We start from the raw sequence: 21,342 nt of genomic DNA on the forward strand, positions 1-21,342 counted from the left end.
GGATAACTACGGACAAGAGAACCTACCATGAAAACAGCCAGGCCTGGATTTACCGTTTTCCTAAGGAAGCCTGCCAGGCTTGCGAATTAAGAGAAACCTGCACCAAAAATAAGAACGGGCGCACCATCTCGGTAAACAAATATTACCAGGTCCAGATGGATGCCCTGGCATACAGCAAAACCGAGGAATACAAACAGGAGATCAAAAAGCGCTGTCCCATTGAAGGTACGGGAGCAGAACTGGTTTACCATCATGGATTGCGGCGTGCCCGCTACTGGGGTACGCTTAAAGTCGAGTTTCAGGCTGTGTTTACCGCCCTTGCGGTGAATATCAAGAGGTGGGCCAGGATCAGGCTGGCCAGCCTGAAGACTGCTAAAATTCGTCATGCAGTATAAATAGGGGGTAGTCTACCCTTTTTCAAGGAACAAACCTTCAAAAGGAGGCTTCTTGGAATGGACAGCAGTTAAATTCGTTTTTTAAAATAGCAAATCCACCATTAAATTCCAATTAGATGGTATTGTCTACCAATACAAACTGGTTGGGAAAAGGAATTATGCTTTTAGTTGGGGTTTATCGACTGTCTCTTATTACTAAACCAATTAAACTAACCTTTGCATCAAACTCTTTAATTTGTCTGTTCATGTCGAAAGCCCTCCTAAAAATACAAACCCGCTATCCAGCGGTTTTCTTGGCTATCTGCCTCCATTAGTTTCCTTTAATCCATAAATTCCCTACGACACCCAGTCCTCCAGGTTCGGCACTTCGTACCCCATGATTTTCAGCAACTCCGGCCCTCTGGTTTCGATTTCCCCGGCCACCACGTCCGCCGCGGCCCGGAAAAAAACCGTACAACTCCACAAACCGGTACGCGCTGTACCAGCGGTCCTCGAACCCCTGCCTGTCCCAGTCCCGCATCAGTGCATGGATGAGGTCACCAAGGTCCGCTTCAAATTCGTATCTGGTCGGCCGCCCCATAGGGTTTGACTCAATGAAATATCTCGCCCAGCCAAGTGATAAGCCGTACATTGGGATTTATCGAAGGCGGGATCTCTTCCACCCCGGTTTTAGGCGCGTCGAACAATTTCAAAAGAGCGAGAATCATCAAATCAGATACTCTCCCGTAAGGAGCGGACACGCTCATGCAATACCGCGCTCCGTCTTCGCTGACGGTTTTTGTGAAACAGACGCGGGTTCTCCCCGGGAACAAGGCCCAATGCCGGAGATGCGGCATCGTATGGGGATCGTGGACGTATTTTTCCGCCGCTTCCTTTAATTTTTTCGCTATCTTTTTTGCGGAAAGCACGTCGGTGGCTACGTTTTCAATCATATCTTCCGTAAACACAACGAAACCTCCCCTTTCATTTTATCGACACCTTCCGACATTTGCTCCATAAACAACAAAAAGCCTTCCGGCTTATTTTTAAGGCGTATAGAGTTCCGGGTCCGGCGGCGTTATACCGAAAATTTCGAGACCATTTTTCTGAATGCCTTTATCGACGTAATAGGCAGCACTTTGAGACAGCCCGTACATTTCGGCGAACCGGTACACATTATAACAGCAATCCTCAAATCCCTCCTTGTCCCACATGATGGCGTAAATCAACGCGCCCATGTGCGCTTCGAGTTCGAGTTTTTCACTCCGATTAATTATGTAAACATCATCCATGAGCCGGTTCATGCCCGGGTGGAGCACCCGGTGAAATATTTCGTGCAGAAAGCAGCCGATTCGCCGGCGGTCACTCAAGTCGGAGGATAATAATACTATAGGTAGCGCAAACGTGTTGAAAATACCGCCGTGGATGATCCTAACAGGCACGGACAAAACATCGTTTATTTCCAAATAATCTGCCAGCTCTCCCGGATTGAGAAGCCCGTACTGTTTGATAATTCGCATAACAATTTCGAGAATCCAATCAAACATGCGGCCCCAGCTCCCCGCGGCTCCTTCTTTCGAGAAACCTTCTGGTGGCTTTCCCCTGGTTGGGAAAGTCCTGGAGCTTGATGTTTTTCTTCGTCCGAAGGTAGTCAATAATATGAGCCAGCATGATTTCTAGGTCCTTAATAATATCTTCGTCCATTTCCTTTAAGGGCAAACCATCGAACATGGCTTCCCCGTTTTGCAGGATTTCCTGGAACGCTTCTTCGAGTTCTATGCGTCGTTGAGAGAGGGGGAGGGGTTGGGGGGTGGAAGAAGGCTCAATATATCCAGCGGCTTCCAACAATTTTTCGTAGGGATAATTATACGTCTTTGCTAATTTTTGTAACACTTCAACGGATGGTTTGATTTCTTTTCCGCTACGAGGATCTACCCCTTTTTCAAGCATGCTTAAATAGGTATGGCTGATACCCGATTTTTTTGCAACATCTCGTAAGGGTTCATTTCCCCTAAGTTTTCTTAATAATTTACTTAAAGCAGTTTGCATTCTTGATTCCCCTTTCTTTTGTAAACCTTGCTTTACTTATTGTAAAGTATTATTTACTAAAACAAAAGAGGAAATTAGAAAAATCTTTGTACAACATGCTTGACATGACGGCAAGTATGTATTACAATGCTTTTAGAGAGGTGACCCTGTATGAATAGACTTCGTCAAATTAGACGTGCGAGAGATATCAGCCAGGAATCTTTGGCAAAGGCTATCGGCGTTTCCAGACAAACAATCAATGGAATCGAAAGGGGCCGCATCAAACGTCCTTCTGATGAAATAATGCTCGCCATAGCTAATTATTTTGAAATGGATGTTAGTGATATTTTTTATACCCCGCTTGTTCAACATGTTTTACAACGTAAAGCAATTAATTAATTGAAAAGCGAGGTGACCTTAAATCCAACCGAACGAACCGCAACCGCGAACCGAAACCGCCAAAACTCACGTCTCCCAGCTAACCCGTGCCGAGGAAGAACTAAAGCACGCGCTGCAAAGGGCGGAAAAACACCAACCAGGGGAATGGATTGACTTTGGAAGCTGGGCAGTCGGCTACCTGGCCGGGTTCGCCCGAGCGCTTATGATTCTGGTGCCGGAAGTCTGGAAGAAGTACCGTGAGGAATTGACCGGGAAATACACCGGATTTTAAAAAGAATGGGGTTTTGTTCAAATTCACAAGAAAGCGAGGCGGCCTAAAATGCGCTACACGGTTTTCCGCTACGTCGGCCCGGTTCGCGGCCTCCTGGAAGCTGTACAGGCATGGATCCAGCAGAGCATTCACTGAAAAGGAAAGGAGCATGAAGAAATGACTTGCGAAGTTTGCGAACTGGAAGCGGTAAAAGTCAAATGCCCCGAATGCGGAGCTCGCTTTTTCCAAGTCTACACGGGGGACTTCGGAAAATGGAAACCGGAAAACTGCCCCAGGTGCAAATGCAATGTCTCTGGGTCGGCTGATGGGGATTTGCAACCCGAGGGGCCGTACTACCTGTCGGTCAAGATCGATCCGCTGAGCGGCAAACTCTATGAAAACCGGATTTAGGGGAGTGAGTTTGAAGATGCCGGCGCAAGTGATCCAGTTAATAGACGAGTTCCGGGCCTGGAAGGCCGTGGCCGAACTCACGGTGGCGGAACTGGCCGTTTTCAAGAACTAAAAATCCGAAAGGAGCGAAATATCCGTGCAAAAACAAAACCTTGTGGTGGCGGAGGCCCCTAAATTCGAGCTGGCGGTGCTTGACGGCGCGAACCAGGAAAACCTGGAGGAACTTATCAGAGAAAACTTCGGGGATGTGGAAATTACCTCCATTTTCGACCGCGTGAAGTTTCCGACGGGAGGAGCTTTGAATTTCGAGCTTCCCGTGGAAGATCCGGAGAACCCGGTCTTGATGCCTGAAATCGTGGGGGTGATCGTGGATCATCATCGGGTCAACGCCTACTGGCCCGGCGAGTTCACCGGGGAAGGAAACCCGCCCCAGTGTTACGCTCACGACGGAGTGCACGGTGAGGGCAACCCTGGCGGGCTTTGCGCGGTATGCCCCCTAAACAGGCCCGGCTCCAAAGGCGAAAAGAGAAAGGCTTGCAAGAACATGTGGCGGCTCTTCATTCTCACGTCCGGAGAAGCATTTCCTATGATGCTTACTTTACCCCCAACGTCGGTAGGAGCGTTTTATAAGTTTCTCAAAGCTTTTACGTTCAAAAACCGCCTGAAATTGAACCAAGCAGTAATAAAAGTTGGTCTCAGGCGCGTCAAAAACGCCAACAATGTACCCTACGCCGAGGCTACGTTCAGCGTGGTGGAAAAACTCCCAGACGAAACTTACGCTCGAATTAAAGCCTACGTCGAAGCAATGAAACCAATCCTTCGGCGCCCCCCAGCGGTCCGGGCTGGCGAAATGGCAGGAACTGTAGACATCCCGGCAGAAGAAGTCGCCCAAGGAGACCAGGCTTTCGAGGAACTCCCATTCTAACTAACTCGGGGAACTCCCATTCTAACTAACTCGGTAGTCCGGGCGGGGGAGGTCCCGCCCGGATACCAACCAAGCTGAATTAGAAAGGAGCACAAACTGTGTCTGATGTCAAAAGAAAGCCCGAAATCACAGAAGAAGATATCTGGAAAGAGCCTGTTATAGCATTTTTGATTACAAAAATCCCTTATTATTCTAAGGGTCCTAACGGAAGAGAACGCAAGTACACCGTCAATTGCTATCCGATTACCTTCGATTGGGAAGGAGCTACCTCAAATGATACGGGAGTTGAGCTGGAGGAGGAAGAAAGAGTACTCGGGATAATTCCTGCCCCGCCGGAATCCTTTTTGGTGACGGGCTTTCCTCCCGGTGAAAACGTGGCAGTAAAACTCGGTTACGAATTTTCGGGAGCGTTCAACCCAGACTGGAAAGAGGAACTGGCTCGGAAAAGCAAAGAAAAGCCAACCAAGTAACTGGCAAAGAAATCCATAAAACACACTGGACCAGAGGGAATTCAGGTGTGGTCCAGTAGTGGTCCAGTAAAAATCCAGTAACGACGCGGGTTTGCGGACTTACTGGACCACACCAAAAAAATGTGTGGTCCAGTAAAAAATCCAGTAATGACGCGGGTTTGAAGGCTCACTGGACCACAAGTACAGCAAAAAATCGATTTTTTGCTGGCGGTAAACTTTTTGTTTAGCTTACTAAACATAAAATCGATTTTCTCACCTCTACGCTGGAGGTGCAATTATGCCAAAGAAATATTCCTTTTTTGAGAAAGATGGCAAAATATGGGCCGAAGACGAAGAAGGAAACGTAACCTGTATATGTACCACGCTGGCCAATATCATGAGGATTGAAATTTGCGAAGAAAAAGGAGAACGGTGGTACGCAACGACTGTCGGCGAACCCTTTTGTTGCGATGTCCGGAGTTTGGTGAAAAAAGGAGGCAGTGGGATCGCGCACGCTATAACCTCTGCCGGCGCGTGGGTGAACCCGAAGCTCCTGGGCTTGTATTTTGACGAGATGATTGTGCAAAAGTGGAACGAACTCATATTGAATGCCCGAAAAGTAGAAAACGACGACAACGACCCGGAAGCCATGTCGGTGTACGAAGCATTCTGGGAATGGGTCGATAATTGTCTGGAACAGTTCGGCACAAATTACGGTGAAGGCAACTTCGGGTTCCTCCTCAACGAGGAAGGTTTGCGTATCGCTGTAGTCTGGGTTTCCACGCTGGCTAAATTTTTTCATGATTTTAGGATAAGAGAAAAGAACGTCAGGGAATCGGTTTTAAATTACTGGAAAAAACAAAAATGGCTGGGCGGCTTGAAAGATAAAAAGTTTGACATCAACGCACTGGAGCAAAACAGATTTCAAACCCGTGCCTGGCACAGAGAATCAGGTAGGCGTCGGAGAGCTTATGCTGTATCCGCTGTCGGTCTTAAAGATATGTCAGTTATTAATTAACAGAAAAATCCATAAAACCACTGGACCAGAGGGAATTCAGGTGTGGTCCAGTAGTGGTCCAGTAAAAATCCAGCAACGACGCGGGTTTGCGGACTTACTGGACCACACCAAAAAAATGTGTGGTCCAGTAAAAAATCCAGTAATGACGCGGGTTTGAAGGCTCACTGGACCACAAGTACAGCAAAAATCGATTTTTTCAAGACAGGGGTAACAAAAGAATGGGCTGGTATCCCCAAAAGGTAAAACCATCGAAGAAACGCACCACCAGTCATTCCCAAAGCAGGAATAACTCACATCTCATTAAAATAACTTCCTGGCTTACGGCGCGAATAAGTGTCGCCGAATCCCGCGACCCGGAACTCCGGCGCCTCAAACGCCTCCTGGCTTCGCTGGCGGAGACCAGGGCGAAAGTCGAAGTCCGCCCCGTGAGCCTGGCCGAAATAGAAAAACAGTGGAAGTTCGACCGCCTGCAGGGCCGGGCCACCAGCTACTACGCCCTGGAGGAACAGGTTTTGGTAACCGACCTGCCTTATGTAACAACGACCCACAACCAGGAGATCGTCACGGCCGAGATTGAGCGCCGCCGCCGGAAACTGGCCTGGGAAACGGCGCAAAACTTCTGGCCCCTCTGGTCCCTGGACGATGACGAGCGCCGGGCCGTGCTTGCCCTGGCGGGCGTCCGGGAACCGTTGCCGCCCGGCCCGGCGGCGTTGCCTCTGGAGATGGCGGCGAAGTACCGGGTGACGGTGAAACGGGCTGCCGGGACCGGCGGAAACGATGACGGCTGGGAACCGGACCCGGAGGTGCTGGAGGTCATGGAGTCCTGGAAGGCGGTGTTTACGGAGGAGAACCAACGCCGCGTGACGGTGGCCGAGGTGGCCGGCGGGAACGACACCGGCTACCTGGAAAAGGGCCGGAAGCTGAACGTGATGTACGGGAGTTCCGGAAAATCTGAGTGAGAACATGCCAGGATTTCATTAATTTGGTTGATTCGTTAACCAGGTTGGATGAAAGGAAGTGATCCAAAATGGAGAAAGGATGCCACTCCTGCTTGAACTGCGTGAAATTGCGGCGTTCCAACACTCAGGCCAGTTGCCTGGCCCTTAAAGAGTTGGTGGGCAGAAACGGAAACTGCTGGGCGTACTCCAACGACCCTGACTTTTGGAAACGATACGAGAAAGCCGTCCGACAATATGCCGCGGTACACGGTCAGTGAAAAGGAAGATAACATGAAAACGTTTGCCCGCCAGGTATGCCTTCCATGTTTCACGGGAGAAATGATTAACGGTGGTGCTGTCAGTGGCCTACGCCGAGCCGACAAGGGAAATTTTAAACGAAGCCCTGAGCGGAAACGAAGAGACGAACAGCTTCATTTACGAAAACTATTTTCGGTTTATCCGTCACATAGCCGGTAAATTCGGCAACGTCGGGCTTGAATACGACGATTTGATCAGCGTAGGCCACGTCGGTTTCCTCAAAGCGCTTCGTACGTTTGATCCGGGAAGGGGGATCAAGTTCGCCACATATCTGGCCTCCTGCGTCAAAAACGAAATTCTGATGGAAGCGCGGAGGGCCAAAAGACAGAACAGCGGTGGGTACTTCCCGGTCAGCATCGACGCGCCGGTTTATTCCGACGGCGAAGGCAGCGAATTGACCCTGGCGGATATCGTTCCCACTCACGAGGATTACGACGCCTCACCTACCTTGAACGAAATCGAAAGGATTATCAAGGGCTTGCTGGAAAAGATGTCTCCGGTCACCAGGAAGGCCGTCGCCGCCATGCTGGCCGGGAAAAACCAGCGGGAAGCCGCGGCTCTGACTGGAATCAGCCAAACATACGTAAGCCGGATATACAAAAAGTTTTTGGAAAAACTGGATGCCGGCCTGGTGCTCGCGGGAATAAGGGAAACCAGTTACCTCAAGGAGTTGGAACAAATGAAACCAAAGTATCCCCCGGAAAAGGTCCGCGAAGTGAAAAATCTACTCCGGGAAACAGATCTCAAATACAAAGAAATAGCGGAGAAAGCGGGCGTACCGTACAGCATGGTGGCCTATTACGGCAACCAGATAGATCGCGACAGGATTTCCAAAAGCGCCGGCGACCCCGCTCGCGGGAACGGGGGAATTGTTGCTCAGGGAAACGAGTCCGCCGCATCCGAACCAGCGTCGCGCGGGCAAGCGCCGGCGGAAGCGGAAATTGACCTGGCGGCGGTTGGAGCGGTGATGCCGGAAGTAGCCGCCGCGACCGATCCGGCGGAACCGGAAATGCCGGGCGCGAACAAGATAATGGGGAGCCAGGAACTGGAGGGTGAACGCCAAATGGGAACGCCGGTGCCGAATTCCAGGATTGAGCGGGCGCAGCCGCCGGCGAGCGGAGTAGTCACGTACCGCTTATCTCCGGAAGAACTGGCGGCCAGGTACGGACCGCCGAAGAACAGGTCGGGCGAAAAACCGGACGTTAAGGAAGCGCCGGAAGCGGAACCGTCCCCGGTGTCCTCTGAAACTTCCGGGCGGGAAAACCCTGGAGAACCGCCGCGAAACGGAGAATTTGAGGTGGGTGGAACCGCCGCTTGCGGTGATTGCGGCGAGCCGGAAGGGAATGTCATGGGACTGGTTGACTGGTGTAAACCGAACATTCCGGCGGGTAAAGAACCCGTGATCAGCGTCACGAAAAACCAGACGTACTTAAACAGCGTAGCGGGAAAAATTTTCAGCGACGCCGGCGTGCGGCAAGTGAGAGTGGGTGTCCTTAACGGCACGATTGTCGTAGCCCCGGCTGATAAGACGACCAGAAATTCGTTCCGCGTCGCTTACGACGCCAAAAGCCTGGCCGCGAAAATAGGCGGCGCCGGTTTAGTTAAGCAGTTGCTGGCGAAGGGCGTGGTTTCCGGCAAATACCTGCTTGCGAAAAACGAGCGGTTCGGCTGGTGGGAAACGGCCGAGCTGTTAAAGGAAGGGGAATGAGTGATGAGTCATTTTTTCACCGTGGTTCTGGTACCCGCAGATACTGAAAACATCGAAGAAAAAGTCAGCGAATTGCTGGCTCCTTATAACGAAAACCGTGAAGTGGAGCCTTACGAAACCGATTGTTGGTGCATAGGCTTGAAAGCGCGCCAAGAATCGCGGGAGATCGCCGACGAAAAATACCGGCCACTAGATGAGATTCGAAAAGAATTTTGGACCGACGAACGGATAAAAAAAGCGCTCGAAAATCCCGATATATTCAAGGTTACAGACAAGGAATGGGAAAACTTCCCCACCCGGCTCGAATGGGAGCATGTCCGCGAACAAGCGGAGAAAGATCACCTGCTGTATCAAAAACCGAACCCGGAATGCCAGAATTGCGGCGGCACGGGCAAATACATAACCACGTATAACCCGCGAGCCAAATGGGACTGGTGGGTTATTGGCGGCCGTTATGACGGGCGCGTCGGAAGCGGTTCAGCAAACCCCAACATTGCCCCGGTATCCGTGTTGTTGGAAAAAGATGTCATGCCATTCGCCGTTGTGACGCCGAACGGGAAATGGCACGAACGAGGTAAGATGGGATGGTTCGGCATGAGTTTTGACAACAAAGAGGAGAATGACTGGACCGAAAAAGTCCGGAGCATTTTCGAAAAGCATCGGGATTGCCTGGCGGTAGGATGTGATTTGCATATTTAACAGCAGCGGAGGTGAAACTTTGGTCCCTATGCGCTTAAAAGGGAAGATCGCCCCGGGTACGTGGTGGGATTTATCGCCGACGAGGGGTTGGCGCGGTTGCTCGCCGCCGCTCCGGAGCTTTTAAAGGCATGTGAACAAGCACATGAATACTTTGCCTCAGCTTCCCTTACGGAATCTGATTCCCGGGAAAGCGTTTTGGCGCGGATGTTGAAAAACGTGATCAGGAAAGCGGGTGGGAAAAGTTAACCATGGAATCTTTCAATGGCAGGCTGCCTGTTCGGTGGCAAAAAGATATGCCGTCGCGATGATCACGGCGGCAGCATTAGCTCCGGGTGATATCACAACGTAAATATGGCTCCTTTTCATGGCATTGTAATCAAATTCCCCTCCTCTCCCCACTTCAGGGCCGGGTGACATAAAGTCCGGCCCTGAAGCTTTACAAGGGGTGATGAATTGTGACAGCCTTATGTAAAACTCGCAAACATTGCGCCAAGTGCGGAGAAATATTCCGTTGCAACAGCAACCGGCAGAAGTGGTGCCCGAAATGCAGCGAATACGGTAAACGAGAAACAAGCCGGAAAACCAGCGCCAGGTGGAGGGAGAAGAAGGCGACCGAAAAGCGGATCCAGCGGGAATCATGGTGACATTTTAGACGACCTCCAAAGCCTTGATATACAAGGATCATTTTGTCCGCATTTAGACATTGCGCGTAGGTAAATACGTGTCCGGTCTAAATGCGGACAAAATCGGCCTCAAAAAGCCGTTTTGAAAGCGAGGTGGCAAAGTGCAGGTTATTTTAGAACCGCTGGCGGATTTTTCCCCAGCCGTCAAACATGGAAAAGGCTGGTGCCCGTATTGCGGTCGGGAAACCGCATTCGGCTGGGATTTCCGGCTGAACGTCGCCCGTTGTCTGGGCTGCGGTATTTCGGAGCGGGATTTTTACGTCAGGAAATTCAATAATTTATGGCCTGACGGTTCACTGGAATCTTACGAGCGATCCGTGAAGAAAGCCGGACTGGAATACGACGCTCCTTTTCCTTGGGAAAAGAAAAAGCCGAAAATTAACATCCCTGAAAGGCGTCAATGTGAGTGTGAACTGTGCGGGAAAGTTGTTCCGGCTGCCAATAACAGGCAAAAATACTGCTCCGATTGCTCCTTAATCGCCCGGCGAAAAAAGGAACGGGATCGCAAGCGGAGAGTTAGGCATGGTTGTCAACCACCCCTCAATAAATTGAGGGGCTTGCCCTGGCGGGGGCAAGGGCAACTGGTTGACTAGGCGGCGGGCCTATGCCCGCAGGGGTCCGTGGGGCTATCCAATCACTTCCGGATGTTTCGCCAGTCCGGATTATGTGAGGCAGAACCGCTCAATGCCGCGGCCGACAAAGACCGGCCTAAGCCCTGCGGACAGCGCCGAGGCGACAATCACTCCGAAAGGAGGCCGTGTATCGGCAAATGATTACCAGAGTGCCTGTGGTAAGTATGGATGGAAAACCCCTCATGCCAACCACGTCCAGAAAGGCCAGATTACTCATAAAGGACGGTCTAGCAAAGCCCCGGAGGAACAAGCTGGGGCTTTTCTACGTCCAGATGCTCCGTCCCGTGGGCACGAAGACCCAGCCGTTTTCCCTAGCCGTAGACCCTGGGGCGAAATACGACGGCGTAGCCGTAGCCTCCCACTGACAAGTGGAGCTGATGGCTATGGTTTTCCTACCGAACGATGTTTCTAAAAAGATGGAAACTCGCAGAAATCTGCGCCGGGCCAGGAGGTACCGTAAGACGCCCCGGCGCCCGGCCAGATTCGACAACCGCAGGAGGAAAGGTTACTGGCTGGCCCCCACCCAGCGGTCCAAGGTGGAGACCAGGCTGAAAATCGTCCGGGAACTTTGCAGGGTTTACCCGATCAGGCTTATTGTTACCGAGGATATGAGGTACAACCACCACAAGTACCGCGACGGCAGGTATTTTTCCACGGTCGAAATCGGCAAGACCCTCACCTATCGGGAGTATCGGAAAATAGCCGAACTGAAGCTTGTGGAGGTCTCCGATACGGATGCCTGGCGGGAAAGATTTGGTCTTACAAAACAAACGGACAAAAAGTGGGAGCAGGTGCCGGAGACCCATACAAACGATGCAGTGGCGATGCTGATGGGCATTACCGGCTGCCATAATAACCCGGACGCCCCTTTTTATGTTTGGCGCAGGCTGCGCTACGCCCGGCGGAGCCTTTACCGGCAGAATCCGCAGAGGGGCGGTGCCCGCCCGCGCTTCGGGGGCACCGCCAGCGGCGGCTTCCTCCGCAAAGGCGACTGGGTGGAGGCGGAGAAGGCCGGCAAAATATATCGCGGCTGGGTGTGCGGCCTGCCCACGGAAACCACGAAGCTTGTGGGTGTGGCGGACGCGGACGGCAAGCGAATTGGGCAGTTCAGTCTGAGAAAGGTGAGGTTACTGGCAAGATCAACAGGATTCTCGTGGAAGGAGGTGAAGGCCACATTCACCCAATTTTTATTGACAGGAGATGGTAGAAATGACAAGTAACCTCCAATTCGGAGATTGGCTATCCGATGACGAAACGCAGGAGTTCGACCCCTATGGCCTAGTGCCGTCGGCGGAAGAAGCGGCGCTTGAAGCCCTGGAACCGGAAAATGAACCGGACCGGCTCGACGCCCTGATGGTTCGCGCCGCCGGGGGTGATGCCGCGAGAGACGGCGGGGAGCTCGGGTTTTTGCTCGCCGAGGCGCTGGACCGGGAACCCTGTGACGGCAGGCGGGAAAAAGTGACCCTGAAAGTTAGAGTACCCATGTCGGCGCCGGCGTCTTTCCCGGAGGACGATCCGTATTGCCGGCCCTTCACCCTGGACGAGGCCCGCGCGACGCTGGCGAGCGGTGGGGATACTAAAAAAGCGAAGGTGCTCATGACTTATCTGCCCGATCCCGGTCTCTTCGACGAGGACTACCGCCCCCTGGGCAGAAGCCAGGCGATCGTGGCGGAAATCAAGGGACGCATCGTGCATCTTTTCCTGCAGCACAGGCCGGGAGACGGAAAACGCCGCGCCGGGTGGCGGATAATCAGTATCATGGTCGAGCACGAAGCAGCCGTAGCCCAGCGCGTGCCGTTCGATTTCGGCAAATACGGCATAAGAGTCGGGGCGAAAGTCAATAAGCCGGTAACCGGCGTGGTCGAGGCGGTGTACCCGAATTTTGCCTACATCCGTACGAGGTGGGACGAGAGGGTGATTGTATACCCGGGGGATTTGGCGGCCGCACCGGAAAAATCTACAAAGGGGGTTGCGAAATTGTGATTGTCAACCACCCCTCAATGAATTGAGGGGCTTGCCTTGGCGGGGGCAAGGGCAACTGGCTGACCAGGCGGCTGAGAAAGCAGCAGGGGTCCGTGGGGCTACCCAATCACTTCCGGGTGTTTCGCCAGCCCGGATTATGTGAGGCAGAACCGCTCAATGCCGCGGCCGGCAAAGACCGGCCTAAGCCTTGCGGACGGCGCCGAGGCGACAATCACTCCGAAAGGAGGCCGTGTATCGGCAATGTTTCAAAGAGTGCCCGTGGAAGGAGGTGGCGGCGCATTCCTCCCCTGAATGAATTCAGAGGAATCCTGCGCCGATGATCTTGAAAAAACCGGTTCCAGCTCAGAGTCTAGAGCCATAAGGCTTTCAGAGTTTTTGGAACCGGTAGAACCGGTTTTGCCAGCAATTCATCATGTATTTTTTTTAGCCAGGGACCACAAAATCCCCGGCTTTCGCATTTTTAGGGGGCCGGATTTTCTCGCTCCTTGCCGACCCCTTACCCGTTCCTCTTCCTGGTAAATCCCCGGGCACAAATAAATAATGCCCGGGGATTTCTTTTTTTAAGCATTCCAGGATGGGAAATATAGCATCATTGGAACCGCTGTGATTATATTCACAATATTGTGAAGATTCGCCGTCTGTTCCGTTCAGCACGGCAAAACTGTCAAGGAGCGATAAGGCATGAGCCCGGAAAACGACAAGAAGATACTGGCTGAAGCGCACAAAACCAAATTGCTCAATGCTGGCATACCGGAAAAAATGATCGAAACCGCCGGCATATTCTCCGTCACGGCTGATGAAATATATCAACTCACAGGTGTAAAAGTATTCAGCACTGGAATAGCCTTCCCTTATCCCGGGGAAAACAACTTTATACGCATAAGATTGGACGCCCCGAAGGGGGACTTGAAGTACGTTTCCGCCATCGGAGCCGGTTGCAGGTTATATGTACCGCCCGGGGCGGATTTGAACGCCGAAACGGTTGTGATCACGGAAGGCGAGAAAAAGGCATTAGTTGCAGTTACCCGCGGCATAAACTGCGTCGCCGTCGCCGGCATCGACGCCTGGCGGGAAAAGGGACCGCTGGGGGAAAAACAAGCGCCCGGGGACGCCATCCTCGGGCGGCTGAAAAAAGACTGGTCGGGTCAAACGGTAATCCTGGTCTACGATTCCGACATCACGCAATCTCACAAGCGTTGGAATGCCTTTCCAACCCTGGCGGAAATATTATACGACCTGGGAGCGGAAACTGTCAAGATTTTTTCGCTGCTGGCTTTGCCCGATCTGAACAAAACCGGCCTGGACGATTTCATCCTGGCCTACGAAAAAGCCGGGGAGGACGCCGTTTCCCGGTTCTGGACGCTGGCCGGGAAAACGCCGGAATGGCTTCCCATGGGAACCGGCGCGGAGAAATACGCCTCCGCCCGGCTGAAATCCGCCGATCCGGAGGCGCAGGTCCGCGGCGCCGCCGCGCTTTTGGCCGCCAAGGGCGAATACATCCTCCAACAGACCCTGGCGGCGATTATGAAGGCCGGCGCGGCGAAAATGCTCGCTAAAAGCGCGAAGAAAGCCCTGGAAGAGGCGGAGGCCCGCCAGAAATGCACATGGAAACCGGATCCGGGAGCCGGCGCCCAGGAAAGCGTCGCCATCACGGACGTTTTTCCGCCGGCGGCACAGGTCATTTCGCCGGAGTTCCCTATGCCCCCCGTGAACCTGGAGGGCTGGGGATGGGACATCGAGGGCGGAAAGATCGTCAGGGTGAAAACCAGCGACGACGGAAGCCGCATCGTCCGCCCGGGCGTGGACACCGTGGCTTTGCTGACCGCCTGGCTCTCCCCGGTCGAGGAAGGCGGCGAGGAAAAGTGGGAGCTGAGTTGGCTGCAAAACAAAAAGTGGGTCCGCCGGCACTTTTCGTCCGGGGTGCTCTTCGACACCCGGGAAAAGCAGACGCTGATCAAAGCTGGCGTCGAAATCAACAGCAACAACGCCGAGATAGCGGTAGAATGGTTCCACTCCCTGCGTGTCCTGGTCACTCAAAACGGGGTGACGCTCCCGACCGTCCGCACCGTTTCCCGGTGCGGGTGGCACGAGCTGGACGGAAAGCCGATCTTCGTCCTCGGCCGGGAGGTCATTACTCCGGACGCCGGAGCGCTCCCGCCGACGGCGGACGGCGGGGAAAACCCGCCTGAGCTAGAAAAACCGGACGACATCGACTGGGCTGGAGACGTGTCCCCGCTGGAGCGGCAAATCCTGGCCAGCTTCGGCGTCCGCGGCGACCCGGCCAAACACAAGGAATTCCTGCTTTCCGCGTGTCTGAAGCACCCGGCCATCGCCTTCGGTATCGGGTGTGCCGCCGGCGCGCCGCTGATCAAATTGGCTCAGGGAGCCGGCTTGGCGCCGGATTTCGCCGGATTCACCGTGATGATGTGTTCGCGGGACGCCGGGCGGAAAAGGCACCAGGGGAAAACCACCTGGTCCCAGGTCGTGGCCAGCTTCTACGGCAATCCGGCCGTGGGTGAAAACGGCCGGATCCGCTACGCCGACCGGACCGGGGTGAGCACGGGGGTGCTCCTGAGTACGTGTTGCGACCTGACTGTGCATCTGGACGAACTCCAACTGATGAACCGTGGCACGGGTAAACGTGGCGGGAAGAACGAGGTAGAGCATTTTGTCCGCACTGTTACCCAGGGCATGGACCGGGAGCGCGGTGCACGGGGCGGTGGCGGTCGGCGGACGCGCACGTTCCGCACGGTTGTGTTCGCCACCGCCGAGTCCGACGTTACCGTCAGTTTTGAAACCGGCGGCGGGGCGCACGACCGGATCATGAAATTGCCCCAGCTCCTTTCGGAAGAGAGCGACGAAAACCGCGCTGAGGCTGAATATATGAGCGCGTTCTGCATGAAAAACTACGGTTGGGCGGGGAAGGAATATTTGCAGTGGTTGCTTGAATTGACGGCCGCCGGCAAAGAAAGTGAAATAGCCGCCGAGATCGAACGGGCGGTAAGCACGATCCGCGAATACTTCCTTCCCGACGACGACCGCCGGGGCAGCGCCGGCCGACTGGCGACGCGGGCCGCGATAGGGTTGGCCGGCCTGTCGCTGTGGTTGGAGCAAATCGGTGCAACGAAAGATGCTGCGAAAAAGGCGTTCGCCAGCTTCCTGGCCGCATGGAAGCAAGTATGCGACGGCATTGAACACGAACGAATCGACGAGAAGATCCTGGCTGTGATTCAGTCTTACGTGGCGGCGAACCAGGACAGGATCTACGGCCTGCGCGGCGACGCGGAACCGCGGAACCCGGTCAAGTGGGTGGGCGCAAAAGCGAAAATCCAGGGCAAGGAATGTGTGGTGCTGTTCGAGAACGATTTGGCCGAGGAAATCGAGAGGCGTATTTCCGGCATGGCATACGAGCAGGCGCGGGAAATACTTAAATCCGACGGATGGATCTTGGTCAAAAAAGATGGAAACAAAACCCGGTATACGCAAAAGGTGCATAAGGGAAGCCTTTCCGGGCAGGGATTGGCTTTCCCTATAGAACTGCTCTTTCCGCCGGATGCGGAAGAAGGCAAAGAAGTGGGAGACGAAAATATGGATGTTCCGTTTTGACGAACAGATAGTTCTCAAAATCACAAGCATCCCATAAATGGAAAAGCTGCCCATCCCAATTTTCCGCGCCGTTGCTGGTTTTTTGGCTCTGTTCCCACTGGCCCCGAAAATGTTCCTGGCTGTGGTCACAACAGACCGAGAGGCTTTCCCGCCATGGGGCAAAAGGGCTGGAATGGGCTGGAAAAGTATGGATGTGAAAATTGGTGAGAACAGGCTCCAGCCCTTGGGAGAGTAAGGGGGGAAGGTAATTGGAAATAAAATGTTCTCATTGAGAAAAATCATAACTTATATAGGGGCCTCTCGATCACCACTTTTTTAGATCTGATCGATCACCCCCCTATATACAGGGGTTTGCCTGTAACGATCAAAAAATGCGAACATTTAGCTGGAAATGGGTTTACATCCCTTGTCTCCCAAGGGGTGAGACCTGTTACCACCGACACAGGTGTGAAAGAACATCATTGATGACCCCTTGGAAGGCAAGGGCTTTCGGAGCTATGCCGTCGCACCGGACAGGCCGGTTTGTTACCACCATTGAAAAACCCAGCAATGACGGGGGCTTTTGGGCTGGAAGCAAATGGTGTTTCTGGTTGGTAAGTTACGATTTTCACAAATGGCAGAGGTGAGTTTTTTGTCAATTTTTGATGTTATTCGTAAACACGCGCTGGCTGAAGAAAAATGGGCTTTCGATGTCCTCTATTGCCCCCGAAAAAGAGATTGCGGGTACTGGGTGGACGTCGCTGAGCTTTCCCAAGAACAACAGAGCAGGATACGGCAATTGTACTACGGCCAGTCCACCCGGGTGATGTGCCCTCAATGTCGGGAAAAAGTGATGCGGTACTATCAAACGACTGTCATTATTCATCGGTTTGAAGGGTTTATCTTAACTTTTCTCCATCGAGTGCAGTTGCCCGACTATTCCATGGTCTATGACCACCACTGGGAAAACTGCTTGCAAAAAAGAAAGCCTTTCCTGCTTCTTCAGGCCAATGGACGGCTTTTTTCCGTGGAGTACGACCTGGCCACGGTCCGGCGGCCGGACGGCTTTTTGCCCGCCGTCTCGGAAAAGCAATGGTACAGGGAAGTCTATCTTCCTTTTGCCGCTAAATACGACCGGTATAAAGCCTTCTCCCCGGTGCGCGGGACCCTGTTCTGCGCGCCCGATAAGGCGTACGAAGCCGCCCGGGCCGTCCTGGCTTTTTGGAAAAGAGGTGCTGAAAAATGAGCGGTATTTTAGCCGGATTAAAAGATACCGTGCCCGTCCGAGATCTGCCCGCCGCCGCGGAGGAAATCATGGCCGGGGCGCCGGGCCTCACGCCCCGTCCCGGCCAGCTTCGCATGGCCAAAGCTGTGGCCCGGCTTCTCGCTGGAGAATGGCCGGCCCTAGCGGTCGAAGCCGGGACGGGCACGGGGAAGTCGCTGGCCTACCTGGTTCCCGCCATGCTTTGGACCGTGCGAGAGGGCAAACGAGTGATCGTGGCTACCCGGACGAAAAATTTGCAGACTCAGCTGGCTGAAAAGGATGCCCCGCTCGCCGCCGGGCTGGTTTCTGAATACCTCTCCCGTCCGAAACCGTCCGTAGCGGTGCTGAAGGGCAAGGGTAACTATCTCTGCCCGGTGGTGCTGGAATTGGAGTTGAAAGAGGCCCTGAAGAAGGACCGCCGTGCCCGGTACGCCTGGCGGCGCGGCGGGGCAAAAAAAGGAAACTGTCCGCCGCTTTCACCTAAGACGGTGTTCCTGGCCGCCCTCAAATTCTGGGCGGCGATCGGTGGAAGCGGGCAATTGGACGACTTGCCCGCCTGGCCCGGCATAGCGGCCGGCCAGAAAGAGCGGGAAACCTGGTTCTACTCAGTAAGCGCGGCGGCCGACGACGCCGCTTGCGTCCGGTGCAAGGTGGACTGTCCCTTCGCCCGGGCGAAAAAGGAAGCGGCTCGGGCGGAAGTGGTGATTACCAACCATGCGGTGGTCGCGGTGGACTGGATGCTCCGGATTAAAGCCGGAATATCCCTTTTCCACGGCAAGGAAGAGGCCCCGCCGGGAGTGCTGATTTTGGATGAGGCGCACAATTTCCCGGACTCGTTTCGGGGAACGCTGGAAGTTTCCTTTTCCCGGCACCGTTGGACCAGGCTGAGGGACGACTTGAAAAATTTCGTCAACGAAGCCACCGAGAGGATTTACAACGCTTCCTCCGGCGTGGAAAAAGCCGAATTCGCCGAAAAAAACGGGCGGGACATGGCCGCTTTTGCTTTCCTGGCCGCCAGGGCGGACAGGCGGGTAGACGCTTTGTTCGCGAAGCGCTCTGCTGGTTCCGAAAGAGCGGCCGGAGAAGGTGACAGCCGCCGGGCCGCCATATTCCCGGAAGACGTGGGTGAAGCGGAGGAATGCGCTGCCGTCGCGCTGGAGGAATTTTTGTTTGCAGCGGAAAGTGTCATGAGCCGCTATTTGGCCCGCCTCGCCGGAAGCGACGTGAACCTCGCCCGCAAGGCGGAGCGGTTGTTCGACCGCATGGATGCCGCGCGGGAAGCGGTCGAGCGGGCCGTTTTGCTTCTCGGCCATTACCGGGAAGGCGGAAATGACGCTTGCTGGTTTGAAAAATCGTCGTTCCGCGCCGCGCCGGTAAAGCTCCAGGAATACTTTCCCGATCTGTGGCGTCTCTATCCGGGCGGAACGGTGTTCACCAGCGCTACATTGTTTCCCTTCCCCCAATCAGAAGGGTTCCGGTGGTTTCTGAGGGAATTCGCCCTGCCCGGCGGCGCCGCATGCGGCGCTGTGGAAAGCCCCTTCGATTATGACAGGCAGCTGAGTCTTTATATTCCGACCGACGACTGCCTTCAACCCAAGAGCGGGGACAAGCCGCGTAAACTCGCCGAGTTGGTGGCGCGGGTGGCCAATTTCACCCCTGGGGGCGTGCTGGTGCTGTGCACGTCGTTTAAAGAGATGCGGGCGGTCGCCAATTTTCTGGCGACCGAATACGCTACCGGGCGGACGTTGCTTGTCCAGGGTGACGCCGGCAAAGCTGAGCTGGTGCGGCGTTTCTCCATTGACGGGCGGGCGATCTTGATTGGCGTGGACAGTTTTTGGGAAGGCGTCGATTTCCCCGGGGACATGCTTACGGCGGTAGTCATTTCGAAACTCCCCTTCCCGGTGCCCGACGATCCAATAATCGAGGCACTTACTTACATGGCAGGCGGCGGTTGGCCCGCTTTTCAAAAAATAAGCCTTCCCATATGCGCCACCAGGTTGAGGCAGGGCGTCGGGCGGCTGATCCGGCGGGAAACGGATACGGGGATGGTTATCATAGCGGATCCCAGACTGCCCAGAAAATATGAAAAACTGTTCGCTGTATTGCCGGCCGAACCCCAGGTCGGCTTGATTTTTGGGAGAAGGGAAAAGAAAACGGGCTAACTTCAGTGGTTCGCTTTATGAATTTCCGCCGGGAATACACCTGAATTTATTTAAATGTACTAAGGTCAGGTGATGAAAGGCGGCCAGGTTGATTATCCGCAGCGGTGCTGACGGAGAGGTTGTTGGAGCCTGGCCGCAATATACCGGCGGGCTAAACCCCGGCTGCCTGGTAACAGGGCGGCTTCCCCGGCGGGTGGGATGCAGGTGATCGTCTGAACCGTAGGGGGCGGGCCGTGTTGGCGCGGCCCAATGGGTGAGTTGATGAAGTCTGGCAGAAATGTACGGGCTGAGATGAAACCCGACGGAACCGGACGTGAACCCGCAAGGGCACGTAATTCCCGGGGAACTCTGGGTGGGTTCGGGGTGTTCCCTCTGGGGGAATCCTCCGAATTCATTCGGGGGAGGACGTCAAGAGATGGCTTTCTCCAATATACCGACAAACTGGAGGGCAGGCGTTTCAGCCGATGGTCTGAAAACTTTTTCGGAAAGGAGATGCGGCTTCCGTGAACATGGCTTTAGAAATCTTTCGAGACAAAACTGTCCGATTTATACGCAACGATGGAAACGAAATATGGGTTCCTGTCAATGATGTAGCGGATGCCATTGGTTATGACCGTGAAGTATTGCGTCGGTTAGTTCATAGAAACATGGATCTATTTAAGAACTATTGTTCCCTCGTCATTATAGTCTTGGAATGAATTGGTAATAGAGAGGTACTTTGTGTTAATCGTGACGGATTAGTTGCTTTATTGGTTAAAATCACTGCCAACCGGATTAAAGACGATAATCGTCGTCAGATAGTCCTTGAATTTCAGAAATGGGCAATCGAGACAATCAGCAAAATTTTGGCCGGCGAATATAAGCCAGAAGAATTCCAGCCCTGGGCCGCCATACTGCGGGAACACCTGGAAGCCGCAAAAGCGTTAATCGAAGTCACTGGCGTCAAACCCGGTATTGCCTATGCTGTTGCTATTGAGGCCGCCGAAAAAGAGACCGGGCGGTCGCTTGAGTCGTATAAAAAGCTTTTTTCTTCAGCAACAGCAAAAACCGAAGAAAAACCTGTACCAGCGACAACGGAGGAAAATATCCTGGACATTATCCGCGACTATATCCATAAAAATAGAGAGAGAATCTATGGATTCGGCACTGAACTCGCTGAAACCCCAACCAATCCAGTGAAGTGGATGGGCGCCAAAAGCAAAGTGAACAAAGAAGAATGCATTGTACTTTTTGAACGTGCGTTAGCCAAGGCTTTAACCCGGCATAATTTGGACATCACACAGGTAAAAAGAACGCTGAAATCGGCGGGGCTGATCATAACGCGGAAGGAGGGTCACAAGGAGCGTTTCGGAATCAAAATCCACAAAAGGGATCTGCAGGGCAGTGGGCTGGCTTTTCCCGTCAATTCGCTGTTTTTGCACTGATCCTTGCTCTCAAAATCACAAGCATCCCATAAATGGAAAAGCTGCCCATCCCAATTTTCCGCGCCGTTGCTGGTTTTTTGGCTCTGTTCCCA

19 protein-coding genes and 1 pseudogene are annotated in these 21,342 nt (G+C 53.7%); 16 read left to right on the forward strand and 4 right to left on the reverse strand.

What is annotated here, in order from left to right; translation table 11 throughout:
* Positions 1 to 395 (forward strand): transposase (locus GFC01_RS05900; RefSeq protein ID WP_194174835.1); only part of this gene is annotated, 395 nt, incomplete at its 5' end.
* A gap of 336 nt (positions 396 to 731) precedes the next feature.
* Here GFC01_RS05900 and GFC01_RS19705 read toward each other — a convergent pair.
* The 4 genes from GFC01_RS19705 to GFC01_RS05915 all read right to left on the reverse strand — a co-directional run bounded on the left by GFC01_RS19705 (position 732) and on the right by GFC01_RS05915 (position 2,423).
* The gene (locus GFC01_RS19705; protein ID WP_279233434.1) at positions 732 to 860 is read right to left on the reverse strand and encodes a hypothetical protein; all 129 of its coding nucleotides are present in this window, start codon (positions 858 to 860) and stop codon (positions 732 to 734) included.
* 125 nt (positions 861 to 985) lie between these two features.
* On the reverse strand, positions 986 to 1,342 hold the full coding sequence (locus tag GFC01_RS05905) for a hypothetical protein (RefSeq protein WP_152945719.1): 357 nt from the start codon (positions 1,340 to 1,342) through the stop codon (positions 986 to 988).
* Positions 1,343 to 1,420: 78 nt separating this feature from the next.
* Positions 1,421 to 1,921 carry an ImmA/IrrE family metallo-endopeptidase gene (locus tag GFC01_RS05910; RefSeq protein ID WP_152945720.1) on the reverse strand — a complete coding sequence of 167 codons (501 nt, stop codon included), beginning with the start codon at positions 1,919 to 1,921 and terminating at the stop codon, positions 1,421 to 1,423.
* Positions 1,914 to 2,423 carry a helix-turn-helix domain-containing protein gene (locus GFC01_RS05915; RefSeq protein ID WP_152945721.1) on the reverse strand — a complete coding sequence of 170 codons (510 nt, stop codon included), beginning with the start codon at positions 2,421 to 2,423 and terminating at the stop codon, positions 1,914 to 1,916. The genes GFC01_RS05910 and GFC01_RS05915 overlap by 8 nt, the downstream gene beginning before the upstream one ends.
* Positions 2,424 to 2,573: 150 nt before the next feature.
* Here GFC01_RS05915 and GFC01_RS05920 point away from each other — a divergent pair, with 150 nt between their 5' ends.
* The 15 genes and pseudogenes from GFC01_RS05920 (at position 2,574) to GFC01_RS05990 (ending at position 21,250) form a co-directional block, all read left to right on the forward strand.
* On the forward strand, positions 2,574 to 2,801 hold the full coding sequence (locus GFC01_RS05920) for a helix-turn-helix transcriptional regulator (RefSeq protein ID WP_152945722.1): 228 nt from the start codon (positions 2,574 to 2,576) through the stop codon (positions 2,799 to 2,801).
* A 427-nt stretch (positions 2,802 to 3,228) separates the two neighbouring features.
* On the forward strand, positions 3,229 to 3,462 hold the full coding sequence (locus GFC01_RS05925) for a hypothetical protein (RefSeq protein WP_152945723.1): 234 nt from the start codon (positions 3,229 to 3,231) through the stop codon (positions 3,460 to 3,462).
* Between the two features lie 136 nt (positions 3,463 to 3,598).
* Entirely contained in the window at positions 3,599 to 4,387 is a 789-nt protein-coding gene (locus GFC01_RS05930) for a hypothetical protein (protein ID WP_152945724.1), read from the forward strand.
* Between the two features lie 98 nt (positions 4,388 to 4,485).
* The gene (locus GFC01_RS05935; protein ID WP_152945725.1) at positions 4,486 to 4,857 is read left to right on the forward strand and encodes a hypothetical protein; all 372 of its coding nucleotides are present in this window, start codon (positions 4,486 to 4,488) and stop codon (positions 4,855 to 4,857) included.
* Positions 4,858 to 5,134: 277 nt separating this feature from the next.
* Complete coding sequence (locus tag GFC01_RS05940; protein ID WP_152945726.1) at positions 5,135 to 5,854, forward strand: hypothetical protein; 720 nt, start codon at positions 5,135 to 5,137, stop codon at positions 5,852 to 5,854.
* A gap of 218 nt (positions 5,855 to 6,072) precedes the next feature.
* On the forward strand, positions 6,073 to 6,813 hold the full coding sequence (locus GFC01_RS05945; protein WP_152945727.1) for a hypothetical protein: 741 nt from the start codon (positions 6,073 to 6,075) through the stop codon (positions 6,811 to 6,813).
* A gap of 328 nt (positions 6,814 to 7,141) precedes the next feature.
* Positions 7,142 to 8,818, forward strand: coding sequence for a sigma-70 family RNA polymerase sigma factor (locus GFC01_RS05950; RefSeq protein ID WP_152945728.1), 1,677 nt, complete (start codon positions 7,142 to 7,144; stop codon positions 8,816 to 8,818).
* A gap of 3 nt (positions 8,819 to 8,821) precedes the next feature.
* Positions 8,822 to 9,517, forward strand: coding sequence for a hypothetical protein (locus GFC01_RS05955; RefSeq protein WP_152945729.1), 696 nt, complete (start codon positions 8,822 to 8,824; stop codon positions 9,515 to 9,517).
* Positions 9,518 to 10,301: 784 nt separating this feature from the next.
* A complete protein-coding gene (locus GFC01_RS05960; protein WP_152945730.1) occupies positions 10,302 to 10,793 on the forward strand; it encodes a hypothetical protein in 492 nt (163 codons plus the stop codon).
* A 176-nt stretch (positions 10,794 to 10,969) separates the two neighbouring features.
* A pseudogene (locus tag GFC01_RS05965) lies at positions 10,970 to 12,052 on the forward strand (RRXRR domain-containing protein).
* The gene (locus GFC01_RS05970; protein WP_152945731.1) at positions 12,042 to 12,815 is read left to right on the forward strand and encodes a hypothetical protein; all 774 of its coding nucleotides are present in this window, start codon (positions 12,042 to 12,044) and stop codon (positions 12,813 to 12,815) included. Before GFC01_RS05965 ends, GFC01_RS05970 begins: the two are co-directional and overlap by 11 nt.
* Positions 12,816 to 13,496: 681 nt before the next feature.
* Positions 13,497 to 16,421: a DUF927 domain-containing protein gene (locus GFC01_RS05975; RefSeq protein WP_152945732.1), complete on the forward strand. Its 2,925-nt coding sequence runs from the start codon at positions 13,497 to 13,499 to the stop codon at positions 16,419 to 16,421.
* A gap of 562 nt (positions 16,422 to 16,983) precedes the next feature.
* A complete protein-coding gene (locus GFC01_RS05980; RefSeq protein ID WP_152945733.1) occupies positions 16,984 to 17,646 on the forward strand; it encodes a hypothetical protein in 663 nt (220 codons plus the stop codon).
* Positions 17,643 to 19,826: an ATP-dependent DNA helicase gene (locus GFC01_RS05985; protein WP_152945734.1), complete on the forward strand. Its 2,184-nt coding sequence runs from the start codon at positions 17,643 to 17,645 to the stop codon at positions 19,824 to 19,826. Before GFC01_RS05980 ends, GFC01_RS05985 begins: the two co-directional genes overlap by 4 nt.
* A gap of 749 nt (positions 19,827 to 20,575) precedes the next feature.
* Positions 20,576 to 21,250: a hypothetical protein gene (locus tag GFC01_RS05990; RefSeq protein WP_152945735.1), complete on the forward strand. Its 675-nt coding sequence runs from the start codon at positions 20,576 to 20,578 to the stop codon at positions 21,248 to 21,250.
* The last annotated feature ends 92 nt before the right edge of the window (positions 21,251 to 21,342 follow it).

This window comes from Desulfofundulus thermobenzoicus (assembly GCF_009428905.1).
Lineage (GTDB): Bacteria > Bacillota > Desulfotomaculia > Desulfotomaculales > Desulfovirgulaceae > Desulfofundulus_A > Desulfofundulus_A thermobenzoicus.

Excerpts from the sequence above, each read along its gene's own strand:
- GFC01_RS05985 (WP_152945734.1), top strand. The coding sequence starts at position 17,643 with ATGAGCGGTATTTTAGCCGGATTAAAAGATACCGTGCCCGTCCGAGAT.
- GFC01_RS05925 (WP_152945723.1), top strand. The coding sequence starts at position 3,229 with ATGACTTGCGAAGTTTGCGAACTGGAAGCGGTAAAAGTCAAATGCCCC.
- GFC01_RS05940 (WP_152945726.1), top strand. The coding sequence starts at position 5,135 with ATGCCAAAGAAATATTCCTTTTTTGAGAAAGATGGCAAAATATGGGCC.
- GFC01_RS05970 (WP_152945731.1), top strand. The coding sequence starts at position 12,042 with ATGACAAGTAACCTCCAATTCGGAGATTGGCTATCCGATGACGAAACG.
- GFC01_RS05920 (WP_152945722.1), top strand. The coding sequence starts at position 2,574 with ATGAATAGACTTCGTCAAATTAGACGTGCGAGAGATATCAGCCAGGAA.
- GFC01_RS05915 (WP_152945721.1), bottom strand. The coding sequence starts at position 2,423 with ATGCAAACTGCTTTAAGTAAATTATTAAGAAAACTTAGGGGAAATGAA.
- GFC01_RS05955 (WP_152945729.1), top strand. The coding sequence starts at position 8,822 with ATGAGTCATTTTTTCACCGTGGTTCTGGTACCCGCAGATACTGAAAAC.
- GFC01_RS05945 (WP_152945727.1), top strand. The coding sequence starts at position 6,073 with ATGGGCTGGTATCCCCAAAAGGTAAAACCATCGAAGAAACGCACCACC.
- GFC01_RS05910 (WP_152945720.1), bottom strand. The coding sequence starts at position 1,921 with ATGTTTGATTGGATTCTCGAAATTGTTATGCGAATTATCAAACAGTAC.
- GFC01_RS05975 (WP_152945732.1), top strand. The coding sequence starts at position 13,497 with ATGAGCCCGGAAAACGACAAGAAGATACTGGCTGAAGCGCACAAAACC.